This window comes from Mesoterricola sediminis, from assembly GCF_030295425.1.
Taxonomy (GTDB): domain Bacteria; phylum Acidobacteriota; class Holophagae; order Holophagales; family Holophagaceae; genus Mesoterricola; species Mesoterricola sediminis.
On the sequence record NZ_AP027081.1, the window covers coordinates 4,253,176 to 4,269,696 of the forward strand.

Sequence of the window (16,521 nt, forward strand, 5' to 3'; positions counted from 1 at the left end):
CCCAGGAGCCCCAAGGAGTCGACCATGGCCCAAGTGACCCTCAAAGGCAATCCCATCCACACGTCCGGCGAGCTGCCCCGGGTCGGCGCCCCCGCCCCCGCGTTCACCCTCACCCGCAAGGACCTCTCCGACGCGACCCTGGCCGACCTCAAGGGCCAGCGGGTGGTGCTGAACATCTTCCCCAGCATCGACACGCCCACCTGCGCCACCTCGGTCCGCACCTTCAACGCCAAGGCCTCCGCCCTGCCCAACACCGTCGTGCTCTGCGTCTCCGAAGACCTGCCCTTCGCGGCGGGCCGCTTCTGCGCCGCCGAGGGCCTCGACAACGTCGTGCCCGCGAGCGCCTTCCGGAGCCCCGAGTTCGGCCAGGCCTACGGCGTCACGCTCGTGGACGGCCCCCTGCGCGGCCTGCTGGCCCGCTCCGTGGTGGTCCTGGACGAGGCCGGCAAGGTCCTCCACACCGAGCTGGTGCCCGAGATCGCCCAGGAGCCCGACTACACCAAGGCCCTGGCCGTCCTGTAGACAGCGGACCTCGCCCTGGCAGGCCCCCGCGGCGCGCCCCCCAGGCGCGCCGCGGGGGCCGGACGGTGGTCAGCCGCGGACCAGGAGGTAGAGCCAGTTGGCGAGGACCGTGGCGACGCCGCCGAGGATCCAAACGCGGCGGGGGACTCCGTCCAGGCGGCGCCGGCAGGCCGCCAGGAGGAGAAGGACGGGCGGGGCCAGCACGGCCAGCGGGTTCCAGGCCAGGGCCGCCAGGGGGTGGCCGGTGAGCAGGGCCAGGGCGGCGCGGCTGCCGCCGCAGGTGGGACAGGGCCGGCCGGTCAGTTCCCGGAAGGCGCAGCCGCCCAGGCCCGTCCAGGCCTGGAGGGCCGCGGCCAGGCCCAGGCCCAGGAAGGCCGCGGCGGCGATGAGCGGGGTCCGGTGGCGCACCTTCCCATGCTCCCCCGCGGGCCCGCGGGGATCAAGCTCAGCCCGTGATCCGCTTCAGCCGTCGCAGTTCGGGGACCCGCCACCCGATGACGCCCACCACGCCCAGCGTCATGAGCCCGCCGAAGACCACGGAGGGCACGACCCCCAGGAGCCGGGCCGCGACGCCCGACTCGAAGCTGCCCACCTCGTTGCTGGAGCCGATGAAGAAGCCGTTGACCGCCTGAACCCGCCCCATCATCTCCGGCGGGGTGGACATCTGGACGAGGGTCCCCCGGAGGACCATGCTTACCGCGTCCATGCAGCCGCTGGCGAAGAGCAGGAGGAGGGCCGGCACGAACCAGGGCGTCAGGGCGAAGGCCGCCCAGCAGAGCCCGAACCCGGCCACGCAGGCCAGGAGCACCCATCCGGCCCGCTTGCGCGGGGGGTGGTGGGCCAGCCACAGGCCCATGGCCACCGAGCCCACCGCGGGCGCGGCCCGGAGCACGCCCAGCCCCTGGGGGCCCACCCGCAGGATGTCCGCGGCGAAGACGGGCAGCATGGCCACGCCCCCGCCGAAGAGCACCGCGAAGAGGTCCAGGGACAGGGCGCCCAGGATGACCCGGCGCGTGAACACGAAGACCACCCCCTCCGTGAGGCTCTTCAGGACGGGCCCCTGGGTGCCCTGCCGGGGCCGGGGGCGGATGTGGAGCAGGGCGAAGAAGGCGAAGGCCATCAGGACCACTTCGGCGGAGTACGCGATGACCGCGCTCCCGAAGCCGTAGAGCAGGCCCCCCAGGGCCGGCCCGGTGATCTGGGCCATCTGCATGGAGGAGCTGCGCCACGTGGTCCCGTTCTGGTAGGCCTCGCGGGGGACGAGCTCCGTGGACAGGGCGAGGGTCGCGGGGCGGTTGAAGGCCCGCGCGACCCCGGCGAAGGCCTGGATGGCGTAGAAGGGCCAGGCCGAGTCCACCAGCCCCCGGGCGTTCAGGACCAGGAGGGAGCCGCCCCCGAGGAGGAGCAGGCTCGTGGTCAGCAGGCCGATGGTGCGGCGGTCCTCGCGGTCCGCCATCCAGCCGCCGAAGAGGGCCAGGGTCAGGAAGGGGATCGCCTCGGACAGGCCGATGAGGCCCAGGCTCAGCGGGTCGTGGGTGATGTGGTAGACCTGCCAGCCCATGACGAGGGTCTGGATCTGGGTCCCCATGGTCAGGGTCACCACGCCCGCCAGGAACCAGCGGAACTCGGGAAACCTCAGGGCCTGGTAGGGATCGTGGCGGTCGTCACTCATAGCGCAGGGCGTCGATGACGTCCAGCTTCGCCGCTTTCAGCGCGGGCAGGAAGCCCGCAATGATGCCCACCACGCCGGAGAATCCGAGGCCCAGGGCCACGGCCCAGGGCTCGGCCACGGCTGGCAGCACCGCGAAGTATTTGAGGATCCAGATGATGAGGTAGGCCAGGCCGACGCCGATCAGGCCGCCGAGGATGGACAGGACCACGGCCTCGGTGAGGAACTGCATCAGCACGCTGTGGCGGGTGGCCCCCAGGGCCCGGCGCACGCCGATCTCCCGGGTGCGCTCGGTGACGCTGACCAGCATGATGTTGGAGATGCCGATGCCGCCCACGATGAGGGAGATGCTGGCGGCCATGGCCAGGAAGGTGGTGAGGACGCTGGCCTGCTGGTCCTGCATCTTCACCCAGTCGTCCTGCTTGCGGATCATGAAGGGGTTCTCGTCCTTGGGGGTCAGGCGCAGCCGCTGCCGGAGCAGGGCCGTGATCTCCATCTCCGCGAGGTCGGCCTTGCCCTCCTGGGCGCTGACCATGATGTTCTGGATGCGGTCCACGCCGATGATCTTCCGCATGACCGTCTTGTAGGGGGCGACGATGACGTCGTCCTGGTCGCCCATCATGCCGGCGCCCTTGGATTCCAGGACGCCCACCACCTCGAAGGGCAGGGCCGCGATGCGGATGGTCTTGCCGACGGGGTCCTCCCCGTCGGGGAAGAGCTCGTCCCGGACCGTGGTCCCCAGCACGCAGACCTTGGCCTGGCCCTTGACCTCCTGCTCCGTGAAGAAGCGCCCGCTGAGCACCTCCCAGCCGCGGATCTGGAGGAACTGCACGCCGGAACCCTGGATGGTGGTGACCGCGTTGTTGTTCTGGTAGATGCAGGCGCGGTTGGCGCGCACCTGGGGCGTCGCAGCCACCACGCTCGAGTTGGAGAGCTCCCGCTCGATGAGGGCCGCGTCGTCCTCCAGGAGGATGGGGACCGACCCCATGCCCATGGGGCCCATGCGGGAATTGGATCCGCCGCCGCCGTTGAAGATGGTCAGCATGTTCGAGCCCATGTTCTGGATGATCTCGATGGAGGCCTTCTTGGAGCCCTGGCCGATGCCGATCATGGCGATGACGGCGCCCACGCCGATGATGATCCCCAGCATGGTGAGGAAGGCCCGGGTCTTGTTCCGGACGATGGAGGAGAAGGCCAGCTTGATGAAGTCGAGGATGTTCATGGGCGGATCTCCCGGATGCGCGCCCTAGCGGCGCGGCCCGCCGGGGCCTCCGAGGGGCGAGGCCGCGGGCATCGCCGCCTTCTTCAGGTCCTCGACGCCCAGGAGGATGCTCATGCCCTCCGTGATCCCGTCGCCGCTGATCTCGGTGAACATGCCGTCGCTGGCGCCCACCTTGACGGGGATGGCCTTGGGCTTGCCGTTCTCGAGGATCCAGATGCGGTCCTCGCGGCGGGCCACCATGCCCTTGCCGCCGCCCTGGCGGTTGCCCGGGGCCGCGGCCGGGCGGTTGCCCTGCGCGCCGGCCTGGCCAGGGGCGCCCTGGGCCGGGCGCGGGCCCTGGGCCGGCGTGTCCTTGAGGAAGGCGTTGGGGTTGAAGCGCAGGGCGGAACTGGGCACCCGGAGCACGTCCTGGCGCTCCATGGTGACGATGGCGCAGTTGGCCGTCATGCCGGGGAAGAGGGCCAGGTCGCCCCGGTAGATGAGGCTGCCGGGCACGATGTAGCGGGCCGTGCCGGCCTCCAGGTCCGTGGCGGGGGAACCCGTCAGGCCGGTCTTGGGACCGCCGAGGCGCTCCATGCGGGGCCCGGCCTGGGGCCCACCGGCGTGGGGCCCGCCGCGGTGGGCGCCGGGGCCTTCACCGGGCTTGCCGGCGGGGGCCTCGCCCCGCTTCCAGGGGCGGTCGCCGTGCCGGCCTTCGCCCCCCTTGGCCTCGCCGCCCTTGCCTTCGGCGGGAGCGCTGCCGGCCACCCGGGGCTCGTTGGTGACTTCCATGACCACGTTGTAGGTGACCACGTTCTGGTTGATGACCGGGTTCAGCTGGACCTGGCTCACGACCCCCCGGAACTGCTTCTCGGGGTAGGAATCCACAGTGAAGAAGGCCCGCTGGCCCACCTGGACCTGGCCGATGTCGGCCTCGTCGATGGCCGCCTGGACCTTCATCTTGGACAGATCGGCGGCGATGTTGAACATGTTGGGGGTGGAGTAGCTGGCGGCCACCGTCTGGCCCACGTCCACCAGGCGCGCGACCACCACGCCGTCCACGGGGGCCCGGAGGGTGCAGTAGTCCAGGTTCAGCTTGGCCCGGTCCAGGTTCGCCTTGGCCGAATCCACGGCCGCCTTGGCGGTCTTCAGGGCCAGGTCCTTGGCGTCCAGGTCCGCGTCGGAGATGAGCTTCTGCTCCCACAGGCGCTTGTTCCGCTTGTAGTCGCTGTCGGCGTTGAAGAGGCTGGCCTTGGCCCGCTCCAGCGTCGCCTTGGCGTCGTTGACGGCGGCGATCCAGGGGGTCTCGTCGATCTTGCCGATGACCTGCCCCTTCTTCACGAGGCTGTTGAAGTCGGCCATGAGGTTGGTGACCAGGCCGGACACCTGGGTGCCCACCGGCACCTGGATGAGGGCGTTGAGGGTGCCCGTGGCGCTGATGCGCGCGGTGATGTTGCCCCGGTCCACTTTCCCGGTGCGCCACTTCACCTCATCCTTGTCGCCCCGCATCAGGAGGGCGGCCCCGCCGCCCACCGCGACGATGGCCACGCCGACGCCAATCCAAGCCTTACGATTCATGACTACCTCGCCACCAAGGGTTCAGACATCTCTACCTTGCCATGTGAGGCAACAATTGGCAAAAAGGTTGAGACGTCTCCGGATTTTGTGCAAACGATCGCAGGCCCCCGGTGCCTTGGCGCCGGGGGCCTGCGGACGGGGTCGATCAACGAACGATATGGAAGGCGTCTTCGACCACCCGCTTGGCAAACCCCTTGTAGAGGGTGCCGGGGAAGAGCCCCATCACCACCACGAGGAAACCGCACACCAGGAGGGCGGCACCGGCCAGGGGCGCCCGGAACCCGGGACGCTCGGCATCCTCGCGCTCGGCCTTCTCGCTGCGCTTGTCCAGGAAGAGGGCCACCGGGAGCCGCAGGTAGTAGTACACCGACACGAGGCTCGCCAGCACGCCGGCCACCGCCATGCCCACGTGGCCCTGGAGGATCAATTCCTTGAAGATCATGTACTTGCCATAGAAGCCCGCCAGGGGCGGAATACCGGCCAGGCTGAACATGCAGAGGGTGGCCAGCACGGCCAGGTCGGGCCGCTTCCAGCCCAGGCCCTTCACGTCATCGAAGGTGGTTCGGTCGCCCACCAGTCCGAAGCAGCTGAGGAGGCCGAAGGCGCCCATGTTCATGGCCAGGTAGGCGGCCAGGTAGAAGATGATGCCCGTGTAGGCCTCGGCGGTGCCGGCCACCACGCCCAGCAGGAGGTAGCCCGCGTGGCTGATGCTGGAGTAGGCCAGCATGCGCTTGATGTTCTCCTGGGCCAGGGCGGCCAGGTTGCCCAGCACCAGGGTCAGGATGGCGACCACGGCCACGGCGCTCTGGATGCGCAGGGCGCCCGGGGCGGGCACGCCGGCGCCCAGCACCCGCAGGAGGGCCAGGACGGCCGCGGCCTTGGTGGCCACGGACATGAAGGCGGTGATGGGATGGGGCGCGGCCTCGTAGACGTCGGGGGTCCACTGGTGGAAGGGCACGGCGCTGATCTTGAAGAGGAACCCGCCCAGCACGAGGGCGGTCCCCACCAGCACCAGGGGGTCGGGGCGGGCCGCGCCGATGAACTGGCCGATGGTGGACAGCTCCATGGAGCCGGTGACGCCGTAGAGGAGCACCGAACCCATGAGGAAGCAGGACGCCGCCACGGCGCCGGTGAGGAAGTACTTCATGCCGCCCTCGAAGGCCTGGGGGCGGGTGCGGACGGTGGCCGTGAGCGCATAGAGGGGGATGCTCAGGAGCTCCAGGCCGAGGAAGAGGAGGATCAGGTTGGAGCTGCTGGCGAAGAGGACCATGCCGGTCGCCGAGAAGAGCAGCAGGGAGAGCGTCTCGCCCTTCACCCAGCCCTCCTGGTGGAGGTGGTCCCACAGCTGGAGCACCGCCAGGGCGGCCGCGACGTAGGTGAAGATACAGGCGAACTGGCCCAGGCGGTCCATCTGGAGGGGGCCGTAGGTCGGCTGGGCGCCCGAGGCCCAGAGGCGGGCGACGTACAGGAACCCGCCAGCGAGGCTGAAGAGGGCCATCAGGAACATGGCGCCCCGGACCCACTTCACCGTCGCCTGGTCCTTGTCCAGGGCGGCCAGCGGCAGGAGGCAGGCCCCCAGGGCCGGGATGAGGAGGGGCAGGATGGCGGAGAATTCGCCCGCGGAGAGGTACATCACTTCACCTCGGCATCAAACACGGGGGTCCGGGCCGCGGGGGCCTGGGCCTGGACGAGGGCCCGCGACACCTGCGTCTCGGAATGGCCCAGGAAGGTCTGCGGGTGGATGCCCATCCAGAAGATGAGGACCACCAGCGGCAGCATGACGGCGATCTCGCGGGGGGTGAGGTCCGCGTGGAGGTGATGCGTCCCGCTCTCGGGGTCGGGATTCTCGGGGCCCCAGAAGACGCGCTTGACCATCCAGAGCATGTAGGCCGCGCTCAGGAGGACGCCCAGGGTGGCGAAGCAGGCCGTGGCGCGGCCCCAGCCGAAGCCGGAGAGCCAGGTCCCGTTCAGGATCAGGAACTCGCCCGTGAACCCGTTGGTGAGGGGCAGGCCGATGCTGCTGAGGGTCACGATCAGGAAGAAGGCCGTGAACACGGGCATCCTCAGGGCCACGCCGCCGAAGTCGGCGATGCGGCGGGTGTGGGCCCGGTCGTAGATCATGCCGACCAGGAGGAAGAGGGCGCCGGTGGAGATGCCGTGGTTCAGCATCTGGAGCATCGCGCCCTGGGTGCCCACCACGGTGAAGGAGGCGATGCCCAGCATCACGAAGCCCATGTGGCTCACGGAGGAGTAGGCCACGAGCTTCTTGATGTCGGTCTGCATCATGGCCACCAGGGCGCCGTAGATGATGGCGACCGTGGAGAGGGCGGCGAGGGTGCCGGCGTAGTGCACGGCGGACCCGGGGAAGATGGGGATGGCGAAGCGCAGGAACCCGTAGGAGCCCAGCTTCAGCAGCACGCCGGCGAGGATGACCGAGCCCGCGGTGGGGGCCTCGGTGTGGGCGTCGGGGAGCCAGGTGTGCAGGGGGAAGAGGGGGACCTTGACCGCGAAGGCCAGGGCGAAGGTCAGGAAGAGCAGGTTCTGGGCCTTCACGGGCATGCGGGCCGCGGCCTGGGCCATGACCTCGGGGGAGAAGCTCCCGGCGTGGCCGGCCGTATACAGGAGCGCGACCAGCCAGAGGAGGGAGCCCGCCAGGGTGAAGAGCATGAACTTGGTGGCGGCGTACTTGCGCTCGGCCCCGCCCCAGACGCCGATGAGGAAGTACATCGGCAGCAGCATGGCCTCCCAGAACAGGTAGAAGAGGAGCAGGTCCTGGGCCACCAGGGCCCCCAGCATGCCGGATTCCAGCATGAGGAAGAGGGCGAAGGCGGATCCGGCGCGGCTGGTGAGGCTGTTCCAGGTCCCCAGCATGGTCAGGGGCACGAGGAACACTGTCAGGATCACGAGCCAGAAGTTCAGGCCGTCCAGGGAGAGGTGGTATTCCACGGGCACGCCCACGGCGGTGAACCAGTAGCTCCGCTCCACGAAGAGCGCGCCGGCGGCGCCGGGCTGCATCCGGAAGAGGTGGGCGGCCGCGATGGCCAGGAGGCCCGTCGCGCCCAGGATGGCCAGGAGCTTGGCCAGCGGCGCCTGCCGCTCCGGGAACAGCAGGAGGACCGCCCCCAGGATGAACGGGGCGAACACGAGGAAGGTGAGGAGGTGTGAATTGAGCCAGGGCGTGATCACGTGGGCGTCCTACTTCAAGAAGATCCAGAGCAGGAGCACGGTCCCGAAGGCCATGCCCAGCGCGTAGTTGCGGACCCGGCCCGTCTGGGTGCGGGCGGTGAAGTCGCCGGCGATGCGGGTGACGGCGCCGGGCAGGTTGACCCCGACGCCGTCGATGAGGATGACGTCGAAGAACTTCCAGGCCAGGTTGGCCATCCAGCGCGTCGGGGCCAGGATGAAGGCCTCGACGCCCTCGTCCACGAAGTACTTGTTGGCCAGCACCTTGTAGAGGAAGGGGTGCCGGCCCTCGAAGGCCTCCTCGGCGGCGGTGCCCTTGCGGTAGATGGACCAGCCCAGGAAGCCGCTGGCGAGGGCCACGGCGGTGCTGATCCCCATCAGGCCCCAGGCCAGGGCGTGGGAGCCGTGCTCCACGGCCTCCCCGGCCTCGGCCATGCCGAAGGTGACGGAGGGCTCGAGCCAGTGCTCGATGGCGAAGGTGCCGCCCCAGATCCGGGGGATGCCCAGCAGGCCCGCGGCCAGGGCCCCCACGGCCAGGAGGGCCAGGGGGAGGGTCATGGTCCAGGGGCTCTCGTGGGCGTGGTCGTAGGCGTGGTGGTCCCGGGGCTCGCCCCAGAAGGCCAGGCCCATGAGCCGCCACATGTAGAAGGCGGTGCAGGCGGCGCCGGCGAGGCCCACGGCCCAGAGGGCCGGGCTCTTCAGGTAGGCGAGGTAGAGGATCTCGTCCTTGCTGAAGAAGCCGGAGGTGCCGGGGAAGCCCATGATGCAGAGGGTGGCGATCGCCATCGTCCAGAAGGTCACGGGCATCTTGGCCTTGAGGCCGCCCATCCGGAACAGGTCCTGCTGGTGATGGAGGCCGTGGATGACGCTGCCGGCGCCAAGGAAGAGGAGGGCCTTGAACCAGGCGTGGGTGAACACGTGGAGGAAGCCGGCCGCGAAGCCCGCGGCGCCCAGGCCCAGGAACATGTAGCCCAGCTGGGAGACGGTGGAGTAGGCCAGGACCTTCTTGATGTCCCGCTGGAAGAGGCCCATGGTGGCCGCGAAGAGGGCGGTGGCCCCGCCCGTCCAGGCGATGACCGTCAGGGTCGTGGGCGTCAGCACGAAGACGGGCGCCAGGCGGCAGATGAGGTAGATGCCCGAGGTGACCATGGTGGCGGCGTGGATGAGGGCGCTGACCGGGGTCGGGCCCGCCATGGCGTCGGGAAGCCAGAGGTACAGGGGGATCTGGGCGCTCTTGCCGGTGGCGCCCAGGAACATCATCAGGGTGGCGAAGGTGAGCAGGCCGAAGGTGGCCTCCTGGGGCAGGTGGCCCGCCTTGCCGAGGATCTCGGAGACGGTCAGGGTCCCGAAGGCGCCGAAGAGGGCCATCATGCCCATCGTCATGCCCAGGTCGCCCACGCGGTTGAAGAGGAAGGCCTTGAGGCCCGCCGCCGGCGCGTAGTCCGTCTCGATGTAGTAGCCGATGAGCAGGTAGGAGCAGAGGCCCACGCCCTCCCAGCCCACGAAGAGCAGGGGCAGGCTGGAGCCCAGCACCAGGGTGAGCATGAAGAAGACGAAGAGGTTCAGGTAGCAGAAGTACCGGGCATAGCCCTCCTCCTCCCACATGTAGCCGACGGAGTAGAGGTGGATGAGGGCGCCGATGCCGCTGACCACCAGGGCCATGACCGTGGAGAGGGGATCGAAGACGAGGCCGAAGGGCACCCGCAGGGAGCCCACCGCCATCCAGTCGAAGTAGACCAGGTCGAGCCGGTGGCCGGGGGCGGCCTTGGCGGCGAAGAAGGCCATGAGGGCCAGGGCGAAGGAGGCCAGCACGGTGCCCAGGGCCACCGCGGTCACGGCGGCCTTGCCGGCGCGGCGTCCGAGGAGCCCGTGGAAGGCGGAGCCCAGGAGGGGCAGGATGGGGATGAGCCAGGCGGTCTTGAGCATCAGGCCCTCACAGCTTGAGCGCGTCGGCGCGGTCGGAATCGGTGGTCTGGCGCAGGCGGAAGAGGCCGACCACCAGGGCGAGACCGACGGCCGCCTCGCAGGCGGCCACCGCGATGATGAAGAGGTAGAAGACGGTGGCCTGGACGTCGTTGCCGCGGGCGCGGGCGAAGGCCAGCAGGGCCACGTTCGCGGCGTTGAGCATCAGCTCGACGCCCATGAACTGGATCAGGACCGTGCGGCGGCTCAGCACGACGAAGAGCCCGATGACGAAGAGGAGCAGGGCCACCAGGATGTAGCCCTGGAGGTTTCCCTGGAGGATGGGGGTCAGGGAGGTCATCAGAGGTCCTTCTTCACCAGGGCCACGGCCCCGATCATGGTGGCCAGCAGGAGCAGGCCGGCGACTTCGAAGGCCACGAGGTGGCCGCGGAACAGCTCGACGCCGACCAGGTTGAGGTTCATGGGGCCCTGGATCTTCAGGGGCTTCATGGCCTGCATGAACCCGGAGGTGAGCACGACCCGGACCGCGCCGGCGGCCAGGGCCAGGGCCACCACGGCGGAGCCCCAGCGCTGGATCGGCATCGTCCGCCCCGCAGGCTCCTCCTCGTGGGCGCTGAGCAGCATGATCACGAAGAGCACCAGCACCACGATGGCGCCGGAGTAGACGATGATCTGGAGGGCGGCGGCCACGGGGTTGGAGAGGAGCAGGTAGAGCCCGGCGACCCCGAAGAAGGTCAGGACCATGCAGAGGCCCGCGACGACCAGGTTCTTCTGGAAGGCCACCGAGAGGGCGCCGAACAGGGTGATGAGGGCGAAGATCGCGAACATGGCGCCTAGGCCTTTCCGGGAGCGCGGGGGACGCTGGGGGTCGGATCCTGGGTGATCCGGGCCTTGCCGTCCTTGTCCGCATAGGTGTTCATGAGGTCCCACTTGCCGAAGAGCATGCCGAGGCGGTCGTACGAGGCCTGCTCGTAGTCGCTGCGCAGCCAGATGGCGTCCTTGGGGCAGGCCTCCTCGCACATGCCGCAGTAGATGCAGCGCAGCATGTCGATCTGGAAGTTCTTCGGGCGCTTCTCGGCGAATCCCTGGAGCCGGTTCAGGTCGCCGAACTCGTCGGCCTCGATGGTGATGCACCGCGCGGGGCAGGCCTCGGCGCACATGAAGCAGGCCACGCACTTGATGGAGCCGTCCTCGAAGCGCTTGAGCTCGTGGAGGCCCCGGAAGCCGGGGGCCGGCTCCCGCTTCCAGTCGGGGTACTGCACGGTGAAGCGCTTCCGGCTGGGCGTGAAGATCTGGCGGAAGAAGTGGCCGATGGTGATCGCCATCCCCTTGAGCACGGGGATCACGTACGTGCGGTCCACCCAGTTGAGTTCGACTTTCTTGACGACGACGGCCATGGATCAACCCCAGCGGTGCATGAAGTAAGCATGGACCAGGAGGTTGGCCAGGCTGAGGGGAAGCATGACCTTCCAGCCCAGGAACATCAGCTGATCAAAGCGGAAGCGGGGCAGCGTCCAGCGGATCCAGATGAAGACCCAGCAGAAGAACACGACCTTGCCCGCGAAGGAGAGGACGGAGAGGAGGACGGCGGGATCCTTGACGAAGGGCACCTGCCAGCCGCCGAAGTAGAGGGTGACGATGAGGCTGGAGGCCACGACGATGTGCACGTACTCCGACAGCTGGAGGAGGGCGAACTTCATGGAGCCGTATTCCGTGTGGAACCCGGCCACGATCTCGCTCTCGCCCTCGGCGAAGTCGAAGGGCAGGCGGTTCGTCTCGGCGAACATGCAGGTGAAGAAGACCAGGAACCCGAAGAAGTGCCGGACCACGTTCCAGTGCAGGACGGAATCCTGGGCGGCGATGATCTGGTGGGGGTCGTAGCCGCCCGTGGTCATGAAGATGGCCAGGACGGCCACGCTCATGCCGATCTCGTAGCTCACCATCTGGGCGGAGCTGCGCATGCCGCCGAGGATGGACCACTTGTTGTTGGAGCTCCAGGAAGCGGTGAGGATGCCGTAGACCGCCACGGACCCGATGGCCATGGGGTAGAGCATGCCCATGCCGTTGCCGGGATCCAGCAGGCTCAGGTGGTAGGCGGTGCCGTTCTCCACGAAGCTGCGCCCGAAGGGGATCACGGCGAAGCCCATCATGGCGGGCACGAAGGCCATGAAGGGGGCCAGCCAGAAGAGGGTCTTGTTGGCGTCGCGGGTGACCAGGTCCTCCTTGAGGAAGAACTTGATGCCGTCCGCGGCGAGCTGGACCAGGCCCAGCAGCCGCCAGCGGCCCAGGATCGCCGCCCGGTTCGGACCGATGCGGTCCTGGATCATGGCGGCGCCCCGGCGCTCGACCCACGTGAGGACGGCGGCCAGGACGAGGGGGGCCGCGAAGGCGATGATCAGCTTGACGACCATCCAGGCCATGGCGGGCGACAGGTGCAGGAGTTGGGCGAAATGTTCCATCAGGCAGCTTTCCGGCAGGCTTCCGAAGGTGAAGCACCGCGCTTCCAAATTAGCAGGGGGATGTCGTCAGGACAAACGGCGTGGATCCTAGGATAGCGGCTTCCCGGAAGGGGAAAAGCGGGTTCCCTTGACGCCCGTCAAGGCACCCCCGGCCCCGGCCCCCCAGGCTGGAGGCCGGAGGTAACCATGAAACAACGTTGGCTGATCCTGTTCCTCGTCCTCATCGCCAGTTTCGGCGTCCTGGGCATCGGCGGCAGGTCCATCGCCCGGAACGCCCCGCCCATCCCGGCGGCGGTCCAGGGCCCCGAGGGGGTCCTGGTGGGTCCGGGCCAGATCCTGGAAGGCCAGAAGAGCTACCTGGGCCATGGCGGCCAGCACATCGGCTCCATCTGGGGCCACGGGGCCTACCTGGCCCCGGACTGGACGGCCAAGGCCCTCCACCGCTGGGCCGAGCTGACCCTGGCGGGCCTGCGGGCCCAGGGCCTGTCCGAGGCCGAGGCCCGGGCCCGGACCCGGACCCTGTTCCAGGCCAACACCTATGATCCGGCCACCGGCACCCTGGCCCTGGACCCGGTCCAGGCGTCGGCCTACGCCCGGACCCGCTTCGAACTGGCCCGCACCGTGGTCGAAGGCGACAAGGACGCGTCCATCCCCGCCCGCTGGATCCCCACCCTCGCGGAAGGGGAGCGGGTGGCCGATTTCTTCCTGTGGACGGCCTGGACGGCCGCGGCCCACCGCCCCGGCGAGGCCGTCAGCTACACCCAGAACTGGCCCCAGGAGCCCCTCACCGGCAACCAGATCACCCCGATCAGCCACCTCTGGAGCATCCTCTCCATCGTCCTGCTGATCCTCGGGGTGGGCCTCATGGTCTGGTACCAGGCCTCCCGGGAGGAGGAGCCCTTCCCCGCCCCCCAGGCCCTGGCGCCCCAGCCCGCCACCCCCAGCCAGCGCTGGTCCGCCATCTACTTCGGCGTGGCCATGGCCCTCTTCCTCGTCCAGGTGCTCATGGGCGTGGTGACCGTCCACTTCGGGATCGAGTCCAACGCCCTTTACGGGGTGGACCTGTCCCGCATCCTGCCCTACGCCGCCAGCCGCACCTGGCACCTCCAGCTGGCGGTCTTCTGGATCGCCACCTGCTGGCTGGCCACCGGCCTCTTCCTGGGCCCCCGCCTTGCCGGCCGTGAACCCAAGGGCCAGGCCCTGGGCGTGGCCGGCCTGCTCCTCGCCCTCGTGGTCGTGGTGGTCGGCGCCCTCGCCGGCAGCCAGCAGGCGATCCTGGGCCGCCTTTCCGGGTCCTTCCTCCTGGGCCACCAGGGCTACGAATACGTCGAGCTGGGCCGCCTCTGGCAGATCCTCCTCACCGTCGGCCTCGTGGGCTGGCTCGTGCTCGTCGTCCGGGCCCTCCGCCCCGCCCTCGCGGCCGAGAAGGGCCGGCTGGGCCTCCTGAAGCTCTTCCTCCTGGCCGCCGTCGCCATCCCCCTCTTCTACTCCGCGGGCTTCATGTACAACCGCGAGACGCACATCGCCCTGGCCGAGTACTGGCGCTGGTGGGTGGTCCACCTCTGGGTGGAGGGCTTCTTCGAGGTCTTCGCCACCGTGGCCATCGCGCTCCTCTCCACCCGCATGGGCCTGCTCCGCGAGAAGACCGCCCTGCGCAGCGTGAACCTGAGCATGATCCTCTTCCTGGGCTCGGGCGTCATCGGCACCTTCCACCACCTCTACTTCACCGGCTCCCCGGCCTTCATCTCGGCCCTGGGCGCCACCTTCAGCGCCCTGGAGATCGTCCCCCTCACCATCGTGGGCTATGAGCTGGCCCAGAGCCTGCGCGCCGGCCGCGCCCTGGGGAGCGGCTACGAGTGGCCCTTCCGCTACTTCGCCGCGGTCTGCTTCTGGAACCTGGTGGGCGCCGGCGTCTTCGGCATGCTCATCAACCCGCCCTCCATCCTCTACTTCGGGCAGGGCCTGAACACGACCCCCATCCACAGCCACGCCGCCCTTTTCGGCGTCTACGGCTTCCTCGCCATCGCCCTGATGCTCTTCAGCCTGCGCGGCATGACCCCCGATTCCGGCTGGGACGCGCGGCTCCTGAAGATCGGCTTCTGGGGCCTCAACGGCGGCCTCGTCCTGATGCTCGTCATGAGTCTCATCCCCAGCGGCCTGCACCAGATCGTCCAGAGCCTCCAGTACGGCACCTGGTACGCCCGCAGCGCCGAGGTGGTCCAGAGCCCCCTGATGCGCAGCTTCACCTGGCTCCGCGTCCCCGGCGACGTCATCTTCGGCCTGGGCGCCCTGGCCGTGGCGGTCTTCGCCGTGAAGGCGGCCCTCGCCGCCTGGAAGTGGAAGCAGGCCTGATCCGGGTCCTGCCTGCTGGACCGGGCCGGCGTTCGCGCCGGCCCGGTCCTTTTCGTTGGGCCGGCGCGGCGGGCTAGGCTGTGTTCGGAATCTATAGATTAGATAAATAGTTAACTTGTACTCATACGTAAAGGCTCGTACACCACGAATTTTCCTGGGGTAACGATGCCGAGAAGTTTCCTGACCGATGCCATGTGGGCAAAGCTTGAACCGCTCCTTCCGCCAGAGCGTGGAGGGATGGGGCGATCCCGTCACCCCAACCGTCCCATGGTGGAGGCGATCCTGTGGAGGCACAGGACTGGGGCGCCGTGGAGGGACCTGCCGGAGGAATTTGGACCTTGGACAAGCGTGTACACGCGATTTGAGGCCTGGACCAAGCGCGGCGTGTGGCAAAGGATCCTGGAGTTCCTGCGCAAGGAAGCCGACCTGGAGTGGGTCATGCCGGATGGCACCATCCTTCGCGCTCATCAACCTTCAGCAGGCAAAAGGGGGGGCTCTGGAACCAGGCGCTCGGACGATCTCGGGGTGGATGCTCGACCAAGATCCATTTGATCTGCGATGCCCACGGTAATCCTTTGGATTTCCTGGTCACTCCGGGGCAAGCCCATGAAAGCCGGTCTGCTGAAGGATTGCTGTGCGGTTGGCAGGCAGAGTACGTGTCCGGAGATCGGGCCTACGATGGGAACCCGGTAAGGAAGGCGATCGAGGCCATGGGTGCGACAGCCGTCATCCCACCTCATCCCCGGCGCAAGAATCCGGCGGCCTGGGACTCACACCTATACAAGGCCCGCCATGCCATCGAGCATGGGTTCGCCAAGCTCAAACAGTTCAGGGCGCTGGCCACCAGGTTCGACAAAACGGCGCGAAGTTTCTCAGCCCAGGTGGCTTTGGCCTGCATCGTGATCTGGCTGAGGCTATGAGCGGAGGGTGACAAGCGTTCCGGATCCTCATTGATCCTATGAAACGCGGAGGCGCGGAGGATCTCGCAGAGGGTCGCGGAGGAAAGCGCTCCTGGAACCTGCCACCTCCCAATGACACGTCCCAACGGGAGGCGTGATGGGAAGGCATTGGGGAGAGGTCGACGGGGAGGATCATCCGCACAAGGAGATCACCCAGGCCATCATCGGGGAGGCCATCGAGATCCAGAAGGCTCTGGGGCACGGACTCCTGGAAGATCCCTACAAGGTCTGTCTGGCGCACTCCCTGAGACTGGCCGGCCATAAGGTGAAGCGGGAGGTTTTCCTGGATATCGAGTGGAGGGGGCTTGTGGGCTTGATCCTTTCTCCGCGAGCCTCAGCGAGATCCTCCGCGCCTCCGCGTTCCAATAGGATGCTGCGAATGCGCGCCCGAGTCCCGTCAAGTGGTGTAGCAAGAGCGGCCAGCGAAGCGCCGCCGTACCCGTATGATCCGATTTCAATGAAATGCTGCTGCTGATGGACCTTTGGCCGGGGCGGTGTGGAAAACGCGCCAGCGTTTTCCAGGCGAAGCCCGCGGGTGTTGGAAGGTTGTGGACCCGAAGGGCGCCCCGCAGGGGCGTTGCCTGTGGACCCGGAGGGCGGGCCGGAGGCCCGTTTCGCGCAGCGAAATCCAGCGGGCAATCCATCAGCCTTTCCATGCCCGCGCACCGCCCCGGC

Annotated in this window: 14 protein-coding genes and 1 pseudogene; 4 read left to right on the forward strand and 11 right to left on the reverse strand. The window is 68.6% G+C overall.

Annotated features, from left to right (window positions below; translation table 11 throughout):
- Window positions 1-24: 24 nt before the first annotated feature.
- Window positions 25-522, forward strand: a complete 498-nt coding sequence (gene tpx, locus R2J75_RS18475; protein ID WP_243335575.1) for a thiol peroxidase — start codon at window positions 25-27, stop codon at window positions 520-522.
- A 69-nt stretch (window positions 523-591) separates the two neighbouring features.
- On the opposite strand, the gene R2J75_RS18480 is transcribed toward tpx, so the two are convergent.
- From R2J75_RS18480 to nuoH, 11 genes are all read right to left on the reverse strand, one after another.
- Window positions 592-930: a DUF2752 domain-containing protein gene (locus R2J75_RS18480; protein WP_316410767.1), complete on the reverse strand. Its 339-nt coding sequence runs from the start codon at window positions 928-930 to the stop codon at window positions 592-594.
- A gap of 37 nt (window positions 931-967) precedes the next feature.
- Window positions 968-2,194 (reverse strand): MFS transporter, encoded by a 1,227-nt coding sequence (locus tag R2J75_RS18485; protein ID WP_243335571.1) that lies wholly within the window; start codon window positions 2,192-2,194, stop codon window positions 968-970.
- Complete coding sequence (locus R2J75_RS18490; RefSeq protein ID WP_243335569.1) at window positions 2,187-3,413, reverse strand: ABC transporter permease; 1,227 nt, start codon at window positions 3,411-3,413, stop codon at window positions 2,187-2,189. Before R2J75_RS18490 ends, R2J75_RS18485 begins: the two co-directional genes overlap by 8 nt.
- 24 nt (window positions 3,414-3,437) lie before the next feature.
- The gene (locus R2J75_RS18495) at window positions 3,438-4,970 is read right to left on the reverse strand and encodes an efflux RND transporter periplasmic adaptor subunit (RefSeq protein WP_316410768.1); all 1,533 of its coding nucleotides are present in this window, start codon (window positions 4,968-4,970) and stop codon (window positions 3,438-3,440) included.
- A gap of 145 nt (window positions 4,971-5,115) precedes the next feature.
- Window positions 5,116-6,603 carry an NADH-quinone oxidoreductase subunit N gene (locus R2J75_RS18500; RefSeq protein WP_243335566.1) on the reverse strand — a complete coding sequence of 496 codons (1,488 nt, stop codon included), beginning with the start codon at window positions 6,601-6,603 and terminating at the stop codon, window positions 5,116-5,118.
- Window positions 6,603-8,156, reverse strand: coding sequence for a complex I subunit 4 family protein (locus tag R2J75_RS18505; RefSeq protein WP_243335564.1), 1,554 nt, complete (start codon window positions 8,154-8,156; stop codon window positions 6,603-6,605). The genes R2J75_RS18500 and R2J75_RS18505 overlap by 1 nt, the downstream gene beginning before the upstream one ends.
- Window positions 8,157-8,165: 9 nt before the next feature.
- The gene (gene nuoL, locus R2J75_RS18510; RefSeq protein ID WP_243335562.1) at window positions 8,166-10,079 is read right to left on the reverse strand and encodes an NADH-quinone oxidoreductase subunit L; all 1,914 of its coding nucleotides are present in this window, start codon (window positions 10,077-10,079) and stop codon (window positions 8,166-8,168) included.
- Between the two features lie 7 nt (window positions 10,080-10,086).
- Window positions 10,087-10,416 carry an NADH-quinone oxidoreductase subunit NuoK gene (gene nuoK / locus R2J75_RS18515; protein WP_316410769.1) on the reverse strand — a complete coding sequence of 110 codons (330 nt, stop codon included), beginning with the start codon at window positions 10,414-10,416 and terminating at the stop codon, window positions 10,087-10,089.
- On the reverse strand, window positions 10,416-10,904 hold the full coding sequence (locus R2J75_RS18520) for an NADH-quinone oxidoreductase subunit J family protein (protein ID WP_316410770.1): 489 nt from the start codon (window positions 10,902-10,904) through the stop codon (window positions 10,416-10,418). Before R2J75_RS18520 ends, nuoK begins: the two co-directional genes overlap by 1 nt.
- Window positions 10,905-10,909: 5 nt before the next feature.
- Window positions 10,910-11,473 (reverse strand): NuoI/complex I 23 kDa subunit family protein, encoded by a 564-nt coding sequence (locus R2J75_RS18525; RefSeq protein ID WP_243335559.1) that lies wholly within the window; start codon window positions 11,471-11,473, stop codon window positions 10,910-10,912.
- Window positions 11,474-11,476: 3 nt separating this feature from the next.
- Window positions 11,477-12,535, reverse strand: a complete 1,059-nt coding sequence (gene nuoH, locus R2J75_RS18530) for an NADH-quinone oxidoreductase subunit NuoH (protein WP_243335558.1) — start codon at window positions 12,533-12,535, stop codon at window positions 11,477-11,479.
- Window positions 12,536-12,721: 186 nt separating this feature from the next.
- On the opposite strand from nuoH, the gene R2J75_RS18535 reads away from it, so the two are divergent.
- The 3 genes and pseudogenes from R2J75_RS18535 (at window position 12,722) to R2J75_RS18545 (ending at window position 16,321) form a co-directional block, all read left to right on the forward strand.
- On the forward strand, window positions 12,722-14,887 hold the full coding sequence (locus tag R2J75_RS18535; protein WP_316410771.1) for a nitric-oxide reductase large subunit: 2,166 nt from the start codon (window positions 12,722-12,724) through the stop codon (window positions 14,885-14,887).
- Window positions 14,888-15,079: 192 nt separating this feature from the next.
- Window positions 15,080-15,807, forward strand: a pseudogene (locus R2J75_RS18540) (IS5 family transposase).
- A gap of 136 nt (window positions 15,808-15,943) precedes the next feature.
- Window positions 15,944-16,321 carry a GxxExxY protein gene (locus tag R2J75_RS18545; RefSeq protein ID WP_316410772.1) on the forward strand — a complete coding sequence of 126 codons (378 nt, stop codon included), beginning with the start codon at window positions 15,944-15,946 and terminating at the stop codon, window positions 16,319-16,321.
- Window positions 16,322-16,521 lie beyond the last annotated feature (200 nt).

Bases quoted from the DNA above. Each gene is read 5' to 3' on its own strand.
- nuoH (WP_243335558.1), bottom strand. From the start codon at position 12,535: ATGGAACATTTCGCCCAACTCCTGCACCTGTCGCCCGCCATGGCCTGG.
- R2J75_RS18500 (WP_243335566.1), bottom strand. From the start codon at position 6,603: ATGTACCTCTCCGCGGGCGAATTCTCCGCCATCCTGCCCCTCCTCATC.
- nuoL (WP_243335562.1), bottom strand. From the start codon at position 10,079: ATGCTCAAGACCGCCTGGCTCATCCCCATCCTGCCCCTCCTGGGCTCC.
- R2J75_RS18535 (WP_316410771.1), top strand. From the start codon at position 12,722: ATGAAACAACGTTGGCTGATCCTGTTCCTCGTCCTCATCGCCAGTTTC.
- R2J75_RS18525 (WP_243335559.1), bottom strand. From the start codon at position 11,473: ATGGCCGTCGTCGTCAAGAAAGTCGAACTCAACTGGGTGGACCGCACG.
- R2J75_RS18520 (WP_316410770.1), bottom strand. From the start codon at position 10,904: ATGTTCGCGATCTTCGCCCTCATCACCCTGTTCGGCGCCCTCTCGGTG.
- R2J75_RS18490 (WP_243335569.1), bottom strand. From the start codon at position 3,413: ATGAACATCCTCGACTTCATCAAGCTGGCCTTCTCCTCCATCGTCCGG.
- R2J75_RS18545 (WP_316410772.1), top strand. From the start codon at position 15,944: ATGGGAAGGCATTGGGGAGAGGTCGACGGGGAGGATCATCCGCACAAG.
- R2J75_RS18495 (WP_316410768.1), bottom strand. From the start codon at position 4,970: ATGAATCGTAAGGCTTGGATTGGCGTCGGCGTGGCCATCGTCGCGGTG.
- R2J75_RS18485 (WP_243335571.1), bottom strand. From the start codon at position 2,194: ATGAGTGACGACCGCCACGATCCCTACCAGGCCCTGAGGTTTCCCGAG.
- tpx (WP_243335575.1), top strand. From the start codon at position 25: ATGGCCCAAGTGACCCTCAAAGGCAATCCCATCCACACGTCCGGCGAG.
- nuoK (WP_316410769.1), bottom strand. From the start codon at position 10,416: ATGACCTCCCTGACCCCCATCCTCCAGGGAAACCTCCAGGGCTACATC.